Consider the following 19,857-nt stretch of genomic DNA (forward strand, 5'->3'; position numbering starts at 1 on the left):
AGCAGCAATTGTCGTTTTATTGACTATAAATTATAAAAAAAATAACAGAGAGTGCTTCGGGCGAGCTCAGTTCCAGGCGAAGCTGCTTCATCCCCCGAAAAGAGAGGGTTCTACAGGTCTCTATATGGATCGACATCATCTCGGCGATGTCCTCATATTTGAAATCCATATAATATTTTAAGAAAAGAACCTCCCTTTGCCGAGTTGGTAATTTTTCGAATTTTTCGCGTAACAGGATAATTTGCTCTTCCTTCATCTCCTCCTGCTCAAAACTGTTGTCCTCAGACCAGTTCAGGATTTCCTCTAACTGTACATTGCTAAACTTGTCCTGTGCGACTTTATTGCGCAGCAAACGTCTACGTAGAGAAGCAAATAGATAGTATTTAATATTTACTTCCTTCGCTATCTTGACATTCCCAAATAAATCAGTAAAAAGATCATGAATGCAATCTATAACGGTGGCATGATCGGTATGGTAATGCGTACCATATTTGTACAGATCTTCAACATAGTCGTTATAAATCTGTTCAAATGCGCTGGTATCCCCCTCTATAAATTTAACCCAAGACATAGCTAATTTACGTTTTTTAATGGCTTAAAAAGCTTTAGCAAAGTTTGACAAATTCTATTAATTATGTGTTATCTAAAGATTAACTTCAGGTTTACTTTTTGCTCAATGGTTTATTAATCAGGTGCAAGGTAATTATTTTATGCAAGATTTACAACGTCATTGCCAGCTCATGTTTTTCAAGATAATCAGATAAGGATGTACACGGGTATCTTTGGTAGATATGTGGAGAGGGCTTAAGAAAGTTATAAAATAAATTGTTATTTTTGTAATGACTATTAACTTAATGGCGGTTAACTTAATGGTTGTTAAATTATTTGTGCTATGCAGTTTTATAATAGACATAAGGAGTTGGAGTTGCTTCAGGCTAATCTGAAGCGATCGGTTGATGTGGCCTGTTTTCAGGCTGTCATTGGTAGAAGACGGGTTGGTAAGACCTCTTTGCTGATGGAATCTGTCCGTGGAGCGCGTTATCTTTATTTATTTGTAGCCCGAAAGAATGAACAATTGTTGTGTCAACAGTTTCAGCAGGATGCCGAACAGATGTTGGGCTTGCGTATTTTTGGTACAATATCTAGCTTTAAGGATCTGTTTGAGCAGCTTTTAATATTCTCGACACAGCAGCACTTTACCTTGATCATCGATGAGTTTCAGGAGTTTGATAATATCAATCCATCGATATTCAGCGATATTCAGCATTTGTGGGATCAGTATAAGGCTCAGGCAAAGATTAATCTGGTAGTCTGTGGCTCTGTATATTCGTTGATGATCAAGATTTTTGAACATAGCAAGGAGCCGCTTTTTGGACGCTTGACTTCCAAAATGATCGTACAACCCTTTAAAGTAGACGTTATTAAAGAGATTCTGTCCGACTATAATCCAGATTTTCAACCCGAAGATCTGTTGTGTCTGTATATGATTTCGGGAGGCGTAGCCAAATATATCGAACTGTTGATGGATTCTGGGGCGTTTACAAAAACGCAGATGCTGGATTTTATTACCCGTGCCGATTCTCCTTTTTTAGGGGAGGGCAAGGATATTCTTATTACCGAATTCGGCAAAGAGTATGGTACCTACTTTTCGATACTTCAGCTTATTGCCTCGGGCAAAAACACACAAAGTGAGATAGATTCTGTTATTTCCAAGAATACAGGTTCTTATTTAAGTAATCTAGAGACCAATTATTCTTTGATCGTCCGCAACAAACCTATTTTCTCCAAACCGAATAGCCGCAATACCCGTTGGAGCCTTCGGGACAACTACCTGCGTTTTTGGTTCCGCTTTATTTATCCACATCAGTCGCTTATTGAGGTCGGTCGCCTCGATCTACTGCGCGAGTTTATCGACAGGGATTATGAGCAGTACAGTGGACTGTTATTGGAGCAGTATTTCAGAGAGAAGATGAGCCTCGAGGGGCGAATTACTGAGATAGGTAGCTATTGGGACAGCAAGGGTGAAAATGAGATTGATATTGTAGCCCTAAATCAATTGGATAAAGTAGCTATCCTAGGGGAGGTAAAAAGAAACCCTAAAAAAATAAGCCTTGGCCTGTTAGCACACAAAGCAAATGCACTGAAAAAAGAACTTGCTTCTTTTGAATTTCAGTTGATCGGGCTGTCTCTGGATGATATGTAGTTGTGAAGGCGATGAGGGTTAAGAAGAGCTTGTCCCGAGTATCGGGATGATAGGATTACAATAAATACGCCTGAAGTGATCTGCTTCAGGCGTTATTAATTTAAAGGCATTTTCTCCAAAGGTAATATATCCCTACGGATCCTATCCCGAGTAGCGCAATTACATAAATATACCAAGGGAGCTGATTTTTTCGAATCGTTGTTTGCTCCGTTCTGGACGAATGTTGTTGATTTGACAGGCTATCCCTATGGCTAACATTGGACTGTAGTTTGCTTTTACGTGCCGACTGCTCCTCCGCATACAGCCAGCCACACTGTGCCCACAGCCCACTATCGGGGTGGAAGTAAAAAGCGGAATCACTGGCAAAGTGCCAATACCGCTTGGTGCTATCCTGCTGTAGGTATTGTTGCCATTCCTGAGACGCAGAGAGTCTTATCTGTTGTGAGGCTTTTTGCTCCTCAAGCCTGTGCTTGCTCGTACGGCAAGAGATGATGGTGAAGATTCCCAAAATCGGGATAAGGGTGATGTTTTTCATGGTTTATAAGGGTTACAGGGTTACGGAGTGACGCGAATCCGCCATTAATCATTAACAATTAATCATTAACCATTAATTTACCCATTTCGCTAATGCATATATCGTCCGTAGATGCCTCCGTCTAGACTCCACCCGGTTGTTGCTGTTGCCTTCGATGCTGATGAGGTAGTCATTAGATATTTCTTTGACCAATCCTACGTGGTTGATGCGTCTCACTTTTGCACCATAGATACCAAATACATCGGCTGGCTGACATTGTTTTTTTAAGATTTGTCTAGCCTTTGGAAACAGCGCTGGCGCCCAAGGATTACGGGGTGCGGTAAGACCCGCCTGCCCATAACACCAGCTTAGGAATGAGGCACACCAATTGTACCCTTTACCAAGGTTCGTATAGTGAAGGTATTGTTCAACGCGATTGCCATCGTTATTGCCTGTAGCTTCGTGAGTTCCTAGTTCTTTGCCTGCTATTTGTATTATTAGATCTCTTTTGTCTTCATCGCCAGACGGGCTCCTTCTTTTTCCCAAAAAGAAGCAAAAATCGTCGCTCGAACATTCTGACCGTACGTTAGTGCCTCCCATTGCTATTGTCAGAATCTTCACAGGCGACATTATTTCTGATTGTAAGGGGGGACTAGTATTATTCTGGTAAAACGGCCTAGGTTGCGCAAGGCGTAAAGAATTGTCGATTATTTCTGACGAGCAATCAGACCTGTTTGAGCGAAGTGAGTTTAGCTTCGCTGAGCTCGGCTTCCAGCCTTCGGTTGTCTTATTGCCAGAAATAAGAAGACAATTTAGCCGAGCAACCAAGCCTTGATTTAGCTTCGCTGAGCTCCACTTCGTTCCGGTTCTTTGCGTACTTTCTTGATCAAGCAAGAAAGTATGAGCCACTCGCGGCTTGAGCGAGAATAAAGAACTTAAAACACCACTTCTATCCCCTTTAAAACCGCATATAACAGTAAAAAGAAGACCGAAAAATAAAGAATACATTGTTGCCATGATGATAGTTGATTAAAGTGATGATCAAACTGTTTACGAAACGATTTAAAAGAATGCCATAGCAGCTCCTGCAGCCATATGCTGACATATACCGCTAGCCAGCCGACCAGTAGGCCAAAGACAGCAATGGTCAAGGTGCCAAAATCGAGCACGCCAATAGCAGGATCTAGCAGCTGTAATATGGTAGATACCATGATCCAGCCGATGATTAGAAATAGAGAACCAAAGAATAGTTTCTCTTTTAGCGAGAGCTCCCACCGCCAGCCCTGGGCCAGCAAAGAAGAATTTTTTGTTAGTGTTGTTTGCATATTTTTTAAGTTATGTAGTAACGAGTGACAAGTGACCAGTGACTAGCAAACAGTTCGTTACTTCATCACTTTTGTCACTCTGTCACTCTATTCTTTTCCAATCCCCCCAAGAATCAGATTGAGCTAATAAAACCTTAGGAATAATGCGAAGCTTTGTTCCAGCTTTAGGGCCCAACTTGATTCGCTAACGCACTATCATCGATACCGGATCTGACCAATCGCCTGTACCAACCTTATTGCGGCCGCGTACACGTATGTAATAGCGGGTGCCAGGTGTCAGCGGAGCGATAATGGTATTGTTGCTGGATGGTGTCAGGTGCGTTTCTCCCCAGATAATCCGCTCTGAGGCACTATCCATCTCGCCGACTTCAATTTCATATTCGTAGGCATTAGGTATTTTGTCAAAATCTACCCGCATTTGTCCTGTCAGGCGGCCATCCTTGAGTATGATCCTGTCCGTGATGCCCGGTTCCTGCAGTGCAGTAGGCAGCTTGTTAAACACCAGACCCGTGCTGCTGAGCGCTACCATATTGCCTTTGGCTTCTATATTGACCATATGGGCGAGGTGTGTCAACATCCCCTGAAGCTTTAGCTTAGCTTCCTTCTTGAGCTCTTTCTCGTGAGAGGAGCCCCCATTTATAGCTACCTCATGCTTGACCCTATAGTCTTCGGCTGCGGCCAGTAGCTCTGCCGCCGAGGGTTTGATGTCGGCACTGAAAAGGGTATTGCCCTCCATAAATCCGGCAACCTTGCCCGCTAGGATAGCCAGCTCGCTGTCCTTTACCCCCGTATAATCTGTTTTTACTTTTTCTTTTCTCATGATTTTTAATTTGTTACCTGTATTGTTATCTAGTGAACGAGTTATCTAGTTAAGAAGGTAATAGCTCTTGACTTCGCTATCAACCCCTGTCCCGATTTTCGGGATCTTCATTAATAATCAACCATTAATAATCAACCATTAATAATTAACCATTAATCATTAACAATTAATAAGGTGGTGCCCGGGCACGATTACTGTTTGTTTCCATACCCCGAAATTGAGGGATAATACCGCGGAGTACGAATATTTGAACAAGATTGGGCAAAGGTTGTACAGACACTGTATAAGCGTTGTACAAGCAGAGGTGCGGTCAGCCACTTTTAGCAGAAGGATCTCAAATTTGGATGTCCTTTTGCGCCAGCCGTTACATCAAATGGAACAGCCGATTAATCAAGTGTGCCGAACGATGAATCAATTGGCCTGGGAACATAATCAAATGAGCTGGATTATGAATCAACGGAGGCAATCGATTAATTAAATGACTTGGACGCATAATCAAATGAGCCGGATGATGATTCAAATGGACTAAACTATTCATCAAGTAATACAGACGATAGATCAAGTGACCCAATCGATGAATCAAGCGAGGTGATCTATTAATCAAACGCGGTCCATGATGAATCAAATCGATAATGAGATTAATCAAATGAACCAGACTATTCATTATCTGCTGCAGATGCATCATCGAATGGGTTGTATGGTCAATCAAGTGGGGGAGATGATTAGTCAATTAGAGCAACCGATGAATAGAAAGAGTAGGGTGATTAATCAACTTAAGCAGGAGATTAATCAAACGGAGCACTTGATAAAGCAGACGGTGCAAATGATTAATCATTTATGCCGTTTTTAGTTACACAGATTTATTTTATCTTGCCAAACTAATAATTAGGAATGACGACCAAATCGTCGTTAATGGATTGGCATCGCCATTAATGCAGAAAGATGCGAATGCGTTTTAAAATAATTTTATTAAGTTTGGTTATAGTCTAATAGGCGTTATGAAATCTTGATTTCGTCTTAGATCAAAGAATGGCAAATGAATAGGGATATACAAGAACAACAGCTGTGGGGGGCGTTATGTGCAGGAGATCAAGATGCTCTTCAAAAATTGTATGTCAGCTATTACAATGGTTTACTGCAATATGGCTTAAAATATTCGGACGACCGCGATACGCTCAAGGATAGTATTAACTCTACGTTTTTGTATATCTGGGAAAATCGTGCAGGACTTTCTTATGCAAACCACGTAGGTAGCTACATCTTTATGTTTAGCTGTACAGATCAGGAACCATTGGTAGCCGAATTATTTAATCTGGCTAAAATCGCTTTTGGAACGAATTTCTTAATGACACAACCAAAGAACACTCCGTAAAAAATCAATTTAATTTTGACGATGGACATTACAAACCTTCCCGAAGATCTATGGGAACATAACGAAACTCATACTTCGGACTTTCAAATTTTCAATTACGAAGTGTATAAGAACGGTTCCAGAAACAAGATTGGCCTGAATAAAAATGTATTCAGTTTCTTATTGGATGGTCAAAAAAACATTCACTTTTCTAATGATATCATTTCAATCAATGACACACAATCGCTACTTATCACATCTAATAATGTTTTGGTTACCGAGCTGGTAGGTGTAAGTTCATACCGTTGTTTACTCTTCTTCTTTTCTCACAAAAACATCACCGATTTTTTATTGAAACATTCCCATTCTTTCAGTCAGAATGCCTCAGATAAAAAGATAACGGATATACCTTATTTCCTTTTAGAGAAAGACAATTTTATCATCCATTATATTCATTCGCTCCAACAGATTTTTGGTTTGCAACAATCTATCTCTCAAAAGATTTTGGAACTGAAATTTCAAGAAATAATGCTTTATCTGGCGGATAAATATGGGACGGTATTTTTAGATTACTTACATTATTTACTAATCAATGAAAGAGAATTATCATTTAAAATGGTAATTGAAAAGAACCTTTATACGAACTTGAATATTGACGAAATAGCCTTTCTGTGCAATATGAGTGCCTCTACTTTTAAGAGAAAATTTATAAGTATATACCAGAAATCTCCAGGGAAATGGTTTCAGCAAAAACGGCTTAACAAGGCCAAAGAATTGTTACATAATAACCAAGTCACACCTTCCGAAATTTTTATGGACTTTGGCTATGGCAGCTTGTCAAATTTTAGTGCAGCCTTTAAAAATGAATTTGGGTATAGCCCCAACCACATCCAATCAAATTGACCTCTATTCATAACTTATTGAACCAAACTAATAAACGAAGCAGCGCTGGTTTTTTCTAATTTTGTCTGATTAAAGAATTGTTTAACTAAAAAATAAAAACAATGAAAAAATTAGGATTGTTAGTTCGGTTGGAAGCAAAGGCCGGCCAAGAAAAAAACGTTGAAGATTTTATTACAGGAGCATTACCGCTTGCTCTTGAAGAAGCCGGTACCGTTACGTGGTATGCATTCCGTATTGATGCTTCTACCTTCGGTATTTACGATACTTTTTCAAACGAAGAAGGCAGAGAGGCACACCTTGGCGGTAAGATCGCAAAAGCATTAATGGAAAATGCACCAGACCTATTGGCAACACCTCCTTCTATTGAAAAATTGGACATTTTAGTTGCCAAATAGCCTAAGATAATACCATTATATTTAAGGGAGGATTTTGCAAAAACTCAGCAAAATCCTCCCTTAATTGTTCAAAAAAATATCTTCTCTTCCTCATTTTTTTAGATATCTAAAAAATCAACCCAAAAAAGCTTACGTCCTTTGCATTATCAAATTTTAAAGAGATGCAAAAGGTAAAAGAAACCACGTATAAACACCTTGTCTTCGCTGCCGACAGCGATGGGATCAATACCGTTTTCCCGATGCTGGTGGAGCGGCTCAAAGATGACCGTTTGTATGGGGAGCATTTAACGCTGCTCTATGTTTCCGACAATTATGGGTTTGTCTTCAAAGAAGAACTGAATATCCTGACCAAACGTTTTCCAACTCGTTTTTTGACCTGCGTTTAAAGATGTTCTTCGATAATAACCTTGATTTTTATAAGTACTATCGGACCAACATTACGTACATGGACGATAAATACTTTATCAGAGGTAATTATGATATTAAATACACCCTTGACTCATACTATTTTGAATCAGATTCTAGGTTTTCTACTTCACACGATTTTAAAGTGGCAAAAATTCTTGCAAATGAGTTAATTCAAGTTTATATAGAGAATCAGTTATTGAATTTAAACAAACATATAGGAATTGCGAACAGCGATATTGGAAAGATGAGATTACAATGGACGGGAAGTAAAACAGCCTTAATAGAATTGATCTATGCGTTACAATCTTATGCTGTTTTTGATATGGGAAAGGCTGACATTAAAGCTATCGCTACATATTTTGAAAATGTTTTTGAAATTGATTTGGGTGATTTTTACCATACGTACCTTGAGATAAGAACCAGAAAAATAAACAGAACCAAGTTTCTTGATTCGCTTAAAGATGCTGTCATACGAAAAATGGATGAGCAGGACGAAAAATAGGATTGGACTTTAATCCAATCCTATTTTTTTTGTAATTCAGCATCTGATTTACAAGGAAATTAGAAGAAAAGAAATGTTGTAAGCACCATTACTAAATCGTTACCTACTCCGATAAAGTCCTTTACAAACCACTATTGATGAGCTACTTTAGCTTTTTCTAACGTTTTTATAAAAAAAAACTGGTAAAAATAAGGGAACTCGCTCTCTATATATTAAAACGACTAATTTTTTAAATCTTATGAAGGGTTACCAATCTATTCATGACTTTTTGCTTGATGAATCTTTTGTTCGCTATGTTTTGAAACAAAACAGTGCCGATGTCGAAAGATGGGAGGAGTATATAATGCATAATCCCCAAAAAAAGCAACTTCTAGAGCAGGCCAAAGTAACCCTCTTGGACATGCAGCAAGCCCTGTCTTCGATCGATGCAGAAGAAAACTACCAGAAACTGAAACCGATGCTACTCGACGGAGCGCTTAAAGAGCTGCCTAAGCGTCGTAATTGGTTTTACTATGCGGCGGCCAGTATTGCAGTCCTATTTATTTCTATTGCCTCGCTATGGATCTTGATGAATGATGGCGCTAACAATGATGCCGTCTATGCGACACAACCCTCCCAACGAAAGACGATCACACTAGCTGATGGTACACTGGTAAAACTCAATGCAGACAGCAAATTAGAGGTTATGGAAGGGTTTGGAAAGACCAATAGAGCTATCAAACTGACAGGAGAGGCCTATATGGAAGTGGCTAAAAACCCAGACCTTCCGTTTACAATCGGTACCAGTACTATCGCGGTACGCGTACTGGGCACCACACTCAATATTCGGGCCTATGCCAATGAAGACCATGCCGAAGCTTCGCTACTAGAAGGTAGTGCCGAAGTGATCTTAAAAAATAAAGACGTAGCGCCCATAAGGTTAAAACCTATGGATAAAGTTGTCGCCTCCGTAGGCGAACTGTCTAGCAGCAGAAGCGACACCCGTACCGAAGTGCCCGATAGCACGGCATACAAATTGGCATCGATGACCCATTATGATAGTAAGCAAAGATTGGTAGAAACTTCGTGGACTGAACAAAAACTGGTTTTTGTCAATGAGCCCCTATCCTCTATTGCCAAAACCCTGGAGCGCTGGTATAACATCAAGATTGAATTTGATACCGCAGGTATTAAAGATCGAAAATACACGGCTGCTTTTGACGAAAGTGAAGAACTGCAAAGTGTACTGGAGAGTTTAAAGGCAAGTATGCCTTTTCATTATAAAAAAACAGGACCAAGAACAATAAGTATAAACTAACTAACCACATAGATCCATAATATGACGTACACAGGAAGTTAAAAGTAGATAAAAGAAAAAGGAGCATGCCAGGCACGCCCCTAAATCGTTAACTAACAGAACAGGCTGCGACGGCTAATCTCAGGCCTGGTTACTAATCGTTTACATTAACATTTCAAAATTATGAAAAAAAACGCAATATGCGTTAAGGGAAGATATTGCCCGAGACTTTTAAAAACACTCATTGTTGTGAAACTGACCCTCATCCTCGCCCTGCTATTCAATCTGACCGCTATTGGCAATACCTGGGCTCAAAATGATCGCGCTACATTAAACATGAAATCGGTCAAGCTTGGATCCATACTAAAGGAAATTGAATCTCAGACCAAGTATCGGTTTGTATACGGCGAAGATCTTGTTGAAGATCTAGGGAGTTCTTTTGTGGTGCGTACCCATAATCAGCCCGTAAAAGAAATACTTCAAGAGTTGTTGGTTGGCACAGATTTAAGCTATACGCTCAGCAAAGATTACCTTATTGTCTTGACAAAAGCACATAAATCGGGCTCCCAACTTCAAACCAGAATTCAGGGCATAGTGACCGATGATCAGGGCAAAGCCATACCGGGTGTTACAATTTCTGATATAAATAATAAAGCCGTATTAACCGATCAGAATGGTCGCTTTGCCATTGAGGCCAATCCAGGACAAACACTGCGGATCTCCTGCTTGGGCCGTATTTCGCAAACGATCATCATCACCTCCTCGCACCTACAGGAAGGTATAAAGGTGACAATGACTGCCGGAGTAAATGCCCTAGAGGAGACAGTAGTAATCGGTTATGGATCCATTAAACGGAAAGATTTAACCGGGTCTGTAGTGTCCGTGGATCCAAAGGAGATCCGGGATGTGCCTTTCACCAGTATTGACCAGGCTTTGACCGGAAAAGCTGCTGGTGTACAGGTTATTCAAGCAGACGGTTCGCCTGGTGGTGTCGCCAAGATCCGTATTCGTGGCGGAACTTCCTTAATGGGTGGAAATGACCCACTCTATATCATTGATGGTGTACAGATGACGGTTCAGAACCAGTATGTCAGTAACTCGGCCGAGGTCGTAAATCCGATAGATCGCTTCGGTTCGGACGATCCGAATAGCGCTGTCTCTGGCTCATTTGCCAGAGGATTAAACAGTCTTGCTGGCCTTAATATCAGTGATATCGAAACCATTGACGTCTTAAAAGATGCTTCTGCAACAGCTATCTACGGATCACGTGCAGCCAATGGCGTGGTGATCATCACGACTAAGCGGGGTAAAACAGATCAAAAACCGACTTTAGAAGCCAATTATTACCGAGGTATCAGTAAAGAAAGAAGAATAGATTTATTAGATCGTGATCAATACATCATGATTATGCAAGAAGCGAATAAAAACCTGTTGGCTTCAAAGTTAGCCGCCGGCGAGCAACTCACGCCAGCCGAACTGGCTGATTTTGACGGTCGGATTAATAACCGTGATTTTTATGGGACTGCAAATACAGACTGGATGGATCTGGTAACACGTACCGGTAAAACGGACAATGTTGACCTTTCGGTACGCGGAGGAGGTAATGCCTCTCGTTATTTTATTTCCTTAGGATATACGGGCAACGAGGGTGCGATAGTTGGGACGGATTTTAAACGTCTATCGGGTCGCATTAATCTCGACAACGAAATAAATAGCAGATTACGAACACAAGCGACTTTTGGTTATGGTTATACCATTAACAATATCACCAATGGCTTATATACACAAGCACTATTTGCGCCACCGACCTTCCCTGCTTTTAATGCAGATGGTTCCATTGCTACATATACGGCATCCTCATTAGGAGGTTACGATTACCAAGGCTTCCAAAACCCTTTGGTTCTTCTGGATGGGATCAATCGAGCAGCAAGCAGTGCGCTGTTGGGATCCGTATCAGCAGATTACAAGATAGTTCCCGGTCTGGTATTCCGTAGTACAGCGTCCATAAATTATAACAATGTACACCAGCGCAACTATGTTACTGGCGATGCGTTGATAGCTTCGGCAAGCGGCGTTAGTACGTCGAGCTTGGGCACAGGTTCGCAGTCGCAAAACCAAGGGTCTGATTTATTCTTTGAGAACACATTGACCTGGGATAAAGAGTTCAATGCCGACCACCGTATCAATGTGGTAGGTGGTACTTCTTGGCAGAAGGCTCGGAGACAACTCTTCGGCGTGACTGCACAGGGCTATCCGGATGACAAGTACCTGAATAACCTTTCTTCTGCCAGCTTAGTAACGGCAGCAGTAGGTACCAGTGGACAAAATTCCTTATTAAGCTTTTACGCACGGGCCAATTACGCCTGGAAAGACCGTTATCTCTTTACATTTACAGGCCGTTCGGATGCCTCTTCCAAATTTCCCAAAGCGAATAGAACCGGCTTCTTCCCTTCGGGAGGTATTGCATGGCGTATTTCCGAAGAGCAGTTTATGAAAGACATAACATGGGTGGACGATATCAAGCTTCGCGCCAGTGCCGGTTATACGGGCACACAAAATATTGGCGACAACATGTTTTATACCTTGTATAGTCCCTATTCGTATGGTGGCACCAGTGCCATGGTTCCCGATCAGCTCGGAAATGGCGACATCCGCTGGGAATCAACCTTGCAAAAGGATGCAGGATTGGACATCAGTTTATTTAATTCCAGATTTGGAGCTTCTATTGAAGTATACCAAAAAGCAACTACCGGGATATTATTTACCAAGGCAGTGGCAGGAAGTTCTTCTTTCAGTAGTATAATCGCGAATCTAGCGAATATCCGTAACCGCGGATTGGAGATATCCTTACGTGGTACTTTTATAGAAAAGAAAGATTTCAATTGGAACGGAGCCTTTAATATCTCCTTCAATCGCTCATTGGTGACCAATGTAAACCGGGATTTCACCAACCCGAATAATGTGGATGATCAGTATTATCTCGGTAATGCTATTGTACGGGAGGGGGAGCCATTAGGATTGATCTACGGTAAAATATTTGAAGGGTTATTTAAAAACCAAGAAGAAGTAGATGCCTATAAGGCAGGAAATCCTTATTGGATGTATTTTGATCCGTATATTGGTATAGGTGACCCCAAGTATAAAACAGTAGAAGGAGATCCATTTCCTGTCAATGATATTATCGGTCGTGCCGAGCCTAAATACTACGGTGGATATACCAATACGCTTTCGTACAAAGGTTTGAGCCTCGTCACCCTTTTCACCTTTAGCCATGGAAACGATATCCTTTATCAGGGCGATATACAGAACAATAATGTGTCCAATAGATCGAATAAGACTATGGAGATTCTGGGAAGATGGACGCCGGAAAATCCGACGTCAACCCGCCCAAGACTTATTTACGGAGGTAATGGCACGGCATACACCAATAGTGCAGCCGTATATGATGGTTCTTTCTTCAGACTGAAGACCTTAACATTAGCTTATTCGTTACCTGCGCGCTGGAGCAGCAAGGTGGGGATTCCACACGCTTCCATTTTTGGTTCTGCGACAAACGTAATAACATGGACAAAATATCCGGGGGTAGACCCGGAGGTGAGCAACGATCCATATAGCTTAATCAACGGAGCTAGTGATCCTGGAACTTTTCCTGCTGTTAGACAATTTACCTTGGGACTTCGTTTTAACCTTTAACAAGAACAGATATTATGAATCGTAAAATAACATGTATAATATTCGCGCTGGCTTATGCTGTATCCAGCCTCACCTTCACTTCCTGCGAAAGCGAACTCGGGGCATTGCCTGAGAATGCGAAAGTAGACGGGAATACCGTTTTGGATGCCGCTACAGCAAGAATTGCGCTCAATGGGGTGTATTATCGCTTTGCCAACGTCAGTGCAGGAGATAATATTACACAATGGAGGAATAATGAACGATTGCCAGCACAGCTATCGGGATACATGACGTATGGCTACGGGACCGGCGCCGGTGCTCCCGAAGACAATCAGATGCTTAGTTCTGCGGGTCAATATTGGATGTATGGATACGGTATCATCAATGCTTCCAATTCGTTGATTCAGGCGATGGATCAATTGCCGTCTGGCCGTATCCCGCAGTCTGAAAGAGAGCTAATTGAGGGGGAAGCCCGTTTCTTACGTGCTTATGCCAACTTTAAATTATTAAGTTTTTATGGACAGTGGTTTGACCATAGCAGTAAGTATGGGGTATTATTACGCACAGAGCCTGTTACCATCAGCAATATTGCCAAAGCACGATCGTCTGTTGCAGAAAGCTATCAGGCGATAGTAGCAGATCTGGATTACGCCATAGCGCATGCGCCTGATAAAAACGCCAAGTTTTACGCCACTAAGGCAGCGGCTAAATCTTTAAAAGCAAGGGTACTGATGTGTCGGTCTCAGGCCGGAGATTATGCTGAAGTCATCAAATTGGCAGATGAAGTGATCAACCAAGGAGACTACAGTCTAGAACCGCTAGCAAAGGACCTGTTTCGTACCAAGGGGGCTACAAGCCCAGAGGTTATTTTGAGTGTTGTGCCACAACCCAATCAAGCCGCATATTATTATAATCGGACACGACAATTTTGGCCTAGAGCATCTTCATTGTACTGTGCGACCGAAGGCCTACGCAATCTGTTGGTTACCGACCCAAGGCAGGCCTGGATGATCGGCAGTTTCCGTACAGCATACGCCAATTATTTCTTTACGAAATACGTGGCCGAAGGCAGCACGCCAACAGAAATTACGGAGACGGCATACGCGATCCGATTGACAGAGTTGTACCTACTTAAGGCCGAAGCTATATTACGAAATAATGGCGCCGTGAGTGATGCTAAAACCATATTGAAAAATATCGGAACACACAATGGCCTCACGGATTTTACAACGCTGGATGGATTGACGGATAGAGCCGATGTTTTACGCTATACTTATCAAGAGGTGTCCAAATGTCTGGTTGCCGAAGACGGACAAGAATGGTTGGCCTTATTGCGTTTACCTTTGGAGACTGTTACATCACTACGCCCCAAGCTAATTGGTAAAGAACAGTACATTCTTCCGGTGCCTACAAACGAGTTTGCAGAAAACCCGGCCTTTGGCGAACAAAACCCAGGATATACGATTGATTTATAAGATTAAAAATAACAATCTAACACGATGAACTACAAACATTACATTACCATCACCGCGATTGTTATTTCAGCGATAGCTGTTCAAGCGCAGGAAGCCTCTGTTTTAGGGCGTATAAAAGATATAGGAAACGCTGAATTTGTCATGCATTATATGGATGGCGCTACACGCAGATCGGATACGGTACAGATAAAAAATGACCTCTTTAGTTGGAAGGGAGTCTTAAGAGAGCCCCAAAAAGTCGGCTTTATGTTTCCATCCCGCTATGCGGAAGCCTTTTTAGAGGCGGGCACGATTAAATTAGATGCACATAAAGATTCGCTTTATAATCTACGCGTGACGGGCAGTAAACTTCAAGATGAGGCCGACGCCTATGCTGCGACATTGGTCGATCTAGAGGAACGGACTAATCCACTTTATGAAAAATGGGGCAAAGGAACTGCCGAAGAGCAGTTGAAAATCGAGCAGGAAATGGAAAGTATCCGCAAGGAGCGGAGGCAGCGTGCTGCTAAATACATCGCTGCTCACCCCAAAAGTGCGTTTAGCCTGAGTCTCGTAGAAGACCGGTCTGCCATGGGCAGCTTCGAAGAGGTGAAACCATTATATGACTTATTGGACAAGGGGCTATTGAATACAGCGAAGGGAAAAGCATTGACAGATCGTCTAGCGGTTATCCAACGTAGTGCCCTAGGTTCGGACATGCTCGCTTTTACACAAAATGACCAGCATGGCAATCCGGTGAGCTTTGCCGACTTCAAAGGTAAATACGTATTGGTTGACTTCTGGGCCAGTTGGTGCGGTCCGTGCCGGGCGGAAAATCCGAATGTGCTCAAGGCCTATAATACTTACAAAGACAAAAACTTCACCGTATTGGGGATCTCTTTGGATGATAATGCGGAGAAATGGAACAAAGCAATTAAAGACGATGCTATGCCATGGACGCAGGTATCTTCGCTCAAGGGTTTTGACAATGAAGTGTCAACGTATTATGGTATACGCGGTATCCCGAGCACATTGCTGGTAGACCCTACAGGCAAAATCATTGCGAAAGACCTACGCGGAGAATTCTTGCAGCAAAAATTAGCGGAAATATTCGAATAATAACCACTGAAATGAATATGAGAAATACCCTAACTTGCCTCGCAGCAGCCCTCCTGTTGATGCAGGGTTGCGCAAGCAATAAAACAGAAAATAAATACGTGTTGAACGGACAGCTCACCGGTATTCCGGATGGGATGGTGAAGCTGCAGCGCATAGATCAGACTGAACGTAAATCGATCACCATCGATAGTGTACAGGTTCAAAATGGTAAGTTTACACTCGAGGGGGATCTGAGCGCTCCAGAGATGATGACCTTGATGATAGAGCCGGGCAACTGGTCGACCACCTTTTTTATGGAACCGGGTACCCTGCAGTTTGAGGCGGATACTACGGGAGCCACACACTATGACTATACGGCGTACGAGGGGGAGAAAGGAGCAGTCCTAACCAAGTTTAACGTGAAGGGCTCTCAAAATCAGGCTATCTATAATGCTTTTGAAAACCACCCGAAGAGCGTAGCTGCTAAAGAAGTATACACAGCCTTGAATAAAAAATACGAAGCTGAGCCAAATCCTGAAGGTAAAGAAGCTATCCGTGGAGAGATGAGTACTTTTGGCGAGCAGCATAAGGTATGGGAACTGCAGTGTATCGACAGCTTGATCCAGGCACATCCCTCTTCGGTAGCGGTTGCCTACCTGTTGCAGCGCTACCAACAATTTAACGAAGCGCTACCGGTATCGGATCTGGAAAAGCGTGTAGCAAGACTTAGCTCCCCGGCAAAAGAGTCGGCTTACGCCAAAGAACTACAAGATGTTATAGTCATCAAAAAAGCATTACTGCCCGGACAAGAAGCACCAAATTTCAAAGCGTTAAAGACGGACAGTACGGAGTTTACCTTATCCGCACTGCGCGGCCAGTATGTGCTGTTGGATTTTTGGGCGAGCTGGTGTGCGCCATGTCGCAAAGCTATTCCCCACTGGAAAGAGGTCTATGCGCAGTACCATAATAAAGGTTTAGAGATCGTGGGCGTGACCAATGATAGCAGATGGCCGGATTGGTTTAAAGCACTGGACATGGAAAAAATGCCTTGGTTGCAGGTGGCAGATGATTTTCCGGTTAAAAATAGACCCGCCCGCATAGCCACATTGTATGACATCCCGAGTCTACCGACTTATGTGCTGTTGGACAAGGCGGGTAAGATCCTGGTACATACGACCTCCAAAGAAGATATAGATGCGGAGCTGAAGCGTATATTTAATTAATAAATTTTAAGGGGCTGTCTCCAATCAAAAACTATAACGTCACCCCGAAGCAAGTTCGGGACAAGTATTCGAGCTTCGCTTTATGATACAGCCCCTTTTTAACTTTATATAACATGCTAAAGAAACTAATTTTCATTTCGGTGTTGTCCGTTGCGAGCCAGGCTTTTGCGCAAAAACCGAATACCCTAATCACAGGCAAGCTCGAAGGGCTACCAAAGGAAGAGTGGATCTACCTTATGGGATTTGGAGATAGACAGAAAGATTCTGTACAACAAACCGAGAAAGGGTTTAAATTTGAATTGGATATCCCAGAGGGGCAGGGAGACTTCTATATTTTGCAAGCGGGCAAAATGGATCGTTCGGGTAACATGAACGGTGCATTTCTATTTTTGGAAAAAGGGAAGTTGACCATACAGAGCAAAACCAACCAATTGAAAGATGCTAAATTCTCAGGCGGTAAGCTTGCTGGATATTACAATCTATTTCAAAAAAGACCGCAGGTTGCAGGGGTTAAGGACTTGTATGATCAGCTTGGAGATGCTCAGGTCAAAAAAGATACAGCGAGATCGGCCGATTTACGTAAGCGTATTGATGCACTGAACGAAGAACAGCAAAAGCTGGATCAAGCTTTTGTACTAAAACACAAAAATAGTGCGGGCATCGTCTATCCGATGTTTTTCACCCTTCGGGATCGGGATAACCTAGCCGAGGTCGATGCACTCCTACAGCAGGTGAGTCCGCAGGCTAAAAATAATATACCGATTAAAAATATCGAGCACAGCATCAAGACCGATAAGCTGACGGGCATAGGTCGTAAAGCCTTACCTTTCTCACAGACAGATACTTCGGGCAAGGTTGTTTCCTTGAATGATTTCAAAGGGAAGTACGTGCTTATTGACTTCTGGGCGAGCTGGTGTGTGCCCTGCCGGATTGAAAACCCACATGTGGTGACCGCCTACCAGCAGTACAAGAATAAAAATTTCACCGTGTTGGGCATATCCTTTGACAACCCGGGCCAGCACAATCGCTGGATAGAGGCCATCCATGCGGACAACCTGAGCTGGACACAAGTCTCCGATCTAAAAGGCTGGAAAAATGAAGTTGGCGTGCTGTATGATATTAAATCCATCCCTTCCAACCTATTGCTGGATCCCAATGGCACCATTATCGCGAAGAATCTAAGAGGGGATAAGCTGGAAGAAAAACTTCGGGAGTTATTAGGCGCCCCGCAGATGGATCAGAATACCTTTGTTCTATCGGGGAAAGTCGAGAACCCGGAACAGTACACCGCATTCCACATCCGCTATGAAGGTGCCGATGGCAAGACTGTAGCCGACAGCACCCGGATCTTCAACGGTGTCTTCAGCTATATCGGTAAGGTGTCTTCTCCTGTTGAAGTCAGCGCTTATTTTACAAAAGATAAGGAAGGCGCTCCTCAATCCTATGAAAAGTATATGCGCTTTTACGTTGAACCGGGAGCACTCAGTTTGACGGGGAATACCGACCTACCACAAGAGCTACAGATTGCCGGATCAAAGACCCAAGACGAAAATACGCTTTACAATAGTTTGATTAAAGATGAAATTGAAGCTATAAAGCCCTTAAATGAACATTATAGCAAAAAAAGCAGGGAGTACGGCGACTTGAAAAAACAAGGAGCCACAGAAGAAGTGTTAAATGCGAAACTGGATGAATTGGAAAAGCTGAAAGATAGCATGTCTCCATATCAAAAGAAAATGCGGGATAAGCAGTTTGCCTATATCAAAAAGAATCCAAACTCGCATATTTCAGCTTCACAATTGCGCTTTTTCGTAAGCAGCACAGACTTGATTGAGCTAGAAAAGATCTACAATCAGATGGACGATGACATTAGAAACTCCGCCTCAGGTAAAGAACTGGCAGTTGAAATTGCTAATCTTAAATCCGGATCACCAGGTTGTATGGCCACAGATTTCTCCGGTCAGGATATCAATGGAAAGCTACTAAAGCTTTCAGACTACCGCGGACAGTATGTACTATTGGATTTTTGGGCGAGTTGGTGTGTGCCTTGTCGTAAAGGCAATCCCCATCTGTTGCAGTTGTATAGCAAATACAAAAAGAAAGGGTTTGAGATCATCGGTGTTTCGGATGATGATACCAATCCGGCAGCATGGCGTAAAGCCGTAGACCAGGATAAAATCGGAGTCTGGAAACATGTATTACGTGGTCTCAAAAAGTCGCCGGATGGCAGGTATGATAAGTCAGAGGATAAATCCGAAGCTTATGGTATACACACGCTACCAAGCAAAATATTAGTAGGCCCTGATGGTATTATCATAGGCCGTTACGCCAGCGGCGCAGGATCAGATGAAGATCTCGATGCAAAGCTAAAAGAGGTATTTAAGTTTTAACGCCGAGAGGTTATTGCCAAATTAGAGATGATTGCGCCCGTGGTATTATACCATGGGCGTACTTGTCACTCGTCACTCTCTTACTTTTGCGTCGGCCGTTACATCAAGTAGGCTGGCTGATGAATCAAATAAAAACATTAATTCCTTGCATATTAAAATATTAAGTGTATATTTGTTTTATAATCAGGCTCTGCCTAAGCAATCTTTGAGCTTGTTAAGTTTACTCTTCTCCTCTCTCATCCCTTGCATATCCAGCTGCTATTTTTGTTATCAATTGATGATACGTACGTTTTCGAAACTTGGATATTTTCAAGAACCTTAAA

18 protein-coding genes are annotated in these 19,857 nt (G+C 42.4%); 13 read left to right on the forward strand and 5 right to left on the reverse strand.

All coding sequences use genetic code 11. The features are described 5' to 3' along the window. Window positions 1-16: 16 nt before the first annotated feature. The gene (locus tag B5X76_RS13985; RefSeq protein WP_079643905.1) at window positions 17-571 is read right to left on the reverse strand and encodes an RNA polymerase sigma factor; all 555 of its coding nucleotides are present in this window, start codon (window positions 569-571) and stop codon (window positions 17-19) included. A gap of 321 nt (window positions 572-892) precedes the next feature. On the opposite strand from B5X76_RS13985, the gene B5X76_RS13990 reads away from it, so the two are divergent. After that, complete coding sequence (locus tag B5X76_RS13990; RefSeq protein ID WP_079643907.1) at window positions 893-2,203, forward strand: ATP-binding protein; 1,311 nt, start codon at window positions 893-895, stop codon at window positions 2,201-2,203. A 100-nt stretch (window positions 2,204-2,303) separates the two neighbouring features. On the opposite strand, the gene B5X76_RS13995 is transcribed toward B5X76_RS13990, so the two are convergent. The 4 genes from B5X76_RS13995 to B5X76_RS14010 form a co-directional block, all read right to left on the reverse strand. Next, complete coding sequence (locus tag B5X76_RS13995) at window positions 2,304-2,738, reverse strand: hypothetical protein (RefSeq protein ID WP_079643908.1); 435 nt, start codon at window positions 2,736-2,738, stop codon at window positions 2,304-2,306. A gap of 72 nt (window positions 2,739-2,810) precedes the next feature. Next, window positions 2,811-3,338: a CHAP domain-containing protein gene (locus tag B5X76_RS21725; protein WP_139375324.1), complete on the reverse strand. Its 528-nt coding sequence runs from the start codon at window positions 3,336-3,338 to the stop codon at window positions 2,811-2,813. A 314-nt stretch (window positions 3,339-3,652) separates the two neighbouring features. Beyond that, the gene (locus tag B5X76_RS14005) at window positions 3,653-4,042 is read right to left on the reverse strand and encodes a hypothetical protein (RefSeq protein ID WP_079643912.1); all 390 of its coding nucleotides are present in this window, start codon (window positions 4,040-4,042) and stop codon (window positions 3,653-3,655) included. 184 nt (window positions 4,043-4,226) lie between these two features. Next, the gene (locus B5X76_RS14010; RefSeq protein ID WP_079643914.1) at window positions 4,227-4,862 is read right to left on the reverse strand and encodes a fibronectin type III domain-containing protein; all 636 of its coding nucleotides are present in this window, start codon (window positions 4,860-4,862) and stop codon (window positions 4,227-4,229) included. A gap of 613 nt (window positions 4,863-5,475) precedes the next feature. Here B5X76_RS14010 and B5X76_RS14015 point away from each other — a divergent pair. The 12 genes from B5X76_RS14015 (at window position 5,476) to B5X76_RS14070 (ending at window position 19,534) form a co-directional block, all read left to right on the forward strand. Beyond that, a complete protein-coding gene (locus tag B5X76_RS14015) occupies window positions 5,476-5,712 on the forward strand; it encodes a hypothetical protein (RefSeq protein WP_079643916.1) in 237 nt (78 codons plus the stop codon). Between the two features lie 186 nt (window positions 5,713-5,898). Beyond that, window positions 5,899-6,234, forward strand: coding sequence for an RNA polymerase sigma factor (locus B5X76_RS14020; protein ID WP_079643918.1), 336 nt, complete (start codon window positions 5,899-5,901; stop codon window positions 6,232-6,234). A 21-nt stretch (window positions 6,235-6,255) separates the two neighbouring features. After that, window positions 6,256-7,116, forward strand: a complete 861-nt coding sequence (locus B5X76_RS14025) for a helix-turn-helix domain-containing protein (RefSeq protein ID WP_079643920.1) — start codon at window positions 6,256-6,258, stop codon at window positions 7,114-7,116. Window positions 7,117-7,217: 101 nt separating this feature from the next. Continuing rightward, window positions 7,218-7,511: a putative quinol monooxygenase gene (locus B5X76_RS14030; RefSeq protein ID WP_079643921.1), complete on the forward strand. Its 294-nt coding sequence runs from the start codon at window positions 7,218-7,220 to the stop codon at window positions 7,509-7,511. A gap of 161 nt (window positions 7,512-7,672) precedes the next feature. Next, window positions 7,673-7,897, forward strand: a complete 225-nt coding sequence (locus B5X76_RS14035) for a hypothetical protein (RefSeq protein ID WP_079643923.1) — start codon at window positions 7,673-7,675, stop codon at window positions 7,895-7,897. A 2-nt stretch (window positions 7,898-7,899) separates the two neighbouring features. Next, on the forward strand, window positions 7,900-8,421 hold the full coding sequence (locus B5X76_RS14040; RefSeq protein WP_079643925.1) for an RteC domain-containing protein: 522 nt from the start codon (window positions 7,900-7,902) through the stop codon (window positions 8,419-8,421). Between the two features lie 238 nt (window positions 8,422-8,659). Beyond that, a complete protein-coding gene (locus B5X76_RS14045; RefSeq protein WP_079643927.1) occupies window positions 8,660-9,718 on the forward strand; it encodes a FecR family protein in 1,059 nt (352 codons plus the stop codon). Window positions 9,719-9,880: 162 nt separating this feature from the next. Then, window positions 9,881-13,390, forward strand: a complete 3,510-nt coding sequence (locus tag B5X76_RS14050) for a SusC/RagA family TonB-linked outer membrane protein (protein WP_139375325.1) — start codon at window positions 9,881-9,883, stop codon at window positions 13,388-13,390. A 14-nt stretch (window positions 13,391-13,404) separates the two neighbouring features. Continuing rightward, window positions 13,405-14,844 (forward strand): RagB/SusD family nutrient uptake outer membrane protein, encoded by a 1,440-nt coding sequence (locus B5X76_RS14055; RefSeq protein WP_079643929.1) that lies wholly within the window; start codon window positions 13,405-13,407, stop codon window positions 14,842-14,844. Window positions 14,845-14,868: 24 nt separating this feature from the next. Then, window positions 14,869-15,942 carry a TlpA disulfide reductase family protein gene (locus B5X76_RS14060; protein ID WP_079643931.1) on the forward strand — a complete coding sequence of 358 codons (1,074 nt, stop codon included), beginning with the start codon at window positions 14,869-14,871 and terminating at the stop codon, window positions 15,940-15,942. Window positions 15,943-15,959: 17 nt separating this feature from the next. Next, window positions 15,960-17,144: a TlpA disulfide reductase family protein gene (locus B5X76_RS14065; protein ID WP_176141080.1), complete on the forward strand. Its 1,185-nt coding sequence runs from the start codon at window positions 15,960-15,962 to the stop codon at window positions 17,142-17,144. Window positions 17,145-17,257: 113 nt separating this feature from the next. After that, window positions 17,258-19,534 (forward strand): redoxin domain-containing protein, encoded by a 2,277-nt coding sequence (locus tag B5X76_RS14070; protein ID WP_079643935.1) that lies wholly within the window; start codon window positions 17,258-17,260, stop codon window positions 19,532-19,534. Window positions 19,535-19,857 lie beyond the last annotated feature (323 nt).

This window comes from Sphingobacterium nematocida, from assembly GCF_900168125.1.
In the GTDB taxonomy this organism is placed as follows: Bacteria; Bacteroidota; Bacteroidia; order Sphingobacteriales; family Sphingobacteriaceae; genus Sphingobacterium; species Sphingobacterium nematocida.

Excerpts from the sequence above, each read along its gene's own strand:
- B5X76_RS14005 (WP_079643912.1), bottom strand. The coding sequence starts at position 4,042 with ATGCAAACAACACTAACAAAAAATTCTTCTTTGCTGGCCCAGGGCTGG.
- B5X76_RS14070 (WP_079643935.1), top strand. The coding sequence starts at position 17,258 with ATGCTAAAGAAACTAATTTTCATTTCGGTGTTGTCCGTTGCGAGCCAG.
- B5X76_RS14020 (WP_079643918.1), top strand. The coding sequence starts at position 5,899 with ATGAATAGGGATATACAAGAACAACAGCTGTGGGGGGCGTTATGTGCA.
- B5X76_RS14055 (WP_079643929.1), top strand. The coding sequence starts at position 13,405 with ATGAATCGTAAAATAACATGTATAATATTCGCGCTGGCTTATGCTGTA.
- B5X76_RS13985 (WP_079643905.1), bottom strand. The coding sequence starts at position 571 with ATGTCTTGGGTTAAATTTATAGAGGGGGATACCAGCGCATTTGAACAG.
- B5X76_RS14035 (WP_079643923.1), top strand. The coding sequence starts at position 7,673 with ATGCAAAAGGTAAAAGAAACCACGTATAAACACCTTGTCTTCGCTGCC.
- B5X76_RS14015 (WP_079643916.1), top strand. The coding sequence starts at position 5,476 with ATGATGAATCAAATCGATAATGAGATTAATCAAATGAACCAGACTATT.
- B5X76_RS14065 (WP_176141080.1), top strand. The coding sequence starts at position 15,960 with ATGAGAAATACCCTAACTTGCCTCGCAGCAGCCCTCCTGTTGATGCAG.
- B5X76_RS14045 (WP_079643927.1), top strand. The coding sequence starts at position 8,660 with ATGAAGGGTTACCAATCTATTCATGACTTTTTGCTTGATGAATCTTTT.
- B5X76_RS14025 (WP_079643920.1), top strand. The coding sequence starts at position 6,256 with ATGGACATTACAAACCTTCCCGAAGATCTATGGGAACATAACGAAACT.
- B5X76_RS14010 (WP_079643914.1), bottom strand. The coding sequence starts at position 4,862 with ATGAGAAAAGAAAAAGTAAAAACAGATTATACGGGGGTAAAGGACAGC.
- B5X76_RS13995 (WP_079643908.1), bottom strand. The coding sequence starts at position 2,738 with ATGAAAAACATCACCCTTATCCCGATTTTGGGAATCTTCACCATCATC.
- B5X76_RS13990 (WP_079643907.1), top strand. The coding sequence starts at position 893 with ATGCAGTTTTATAATAGACATAAGGAGTTGGAGTTGCTTCAGGCTAAT.
- B5X76_RS14030 (WP_079643921.1), top strand. The coding sequence starts at position 7,218 with ATGAAAAAATTAGGATTGTTAGTTCGGTTGGAAGCAAAGGCCGGCCAA.
- B5X76_RS14060 (WP_079643931.1), top strand. The coding sequence starts at position 14,869 with ATGAACTACAAACATTACATTACCATCACCGCGATTGTTATTTCAGCG.
- B5X76_RS14050 (WP_139375325.1), top strand. The coding sequence starts at position 9,881 with ATGAAAAAAAACGCAATATGCGTTAAGGGAAGATATTGCCCGAGACTT.
- B5X76_RS14040 (WP_079643925.1), top strand. The coding sequence starts at position 7,900 with ATGTTCTTCGATAATAACCTTGATTTTTATAAGTACTATCGGACCAAC.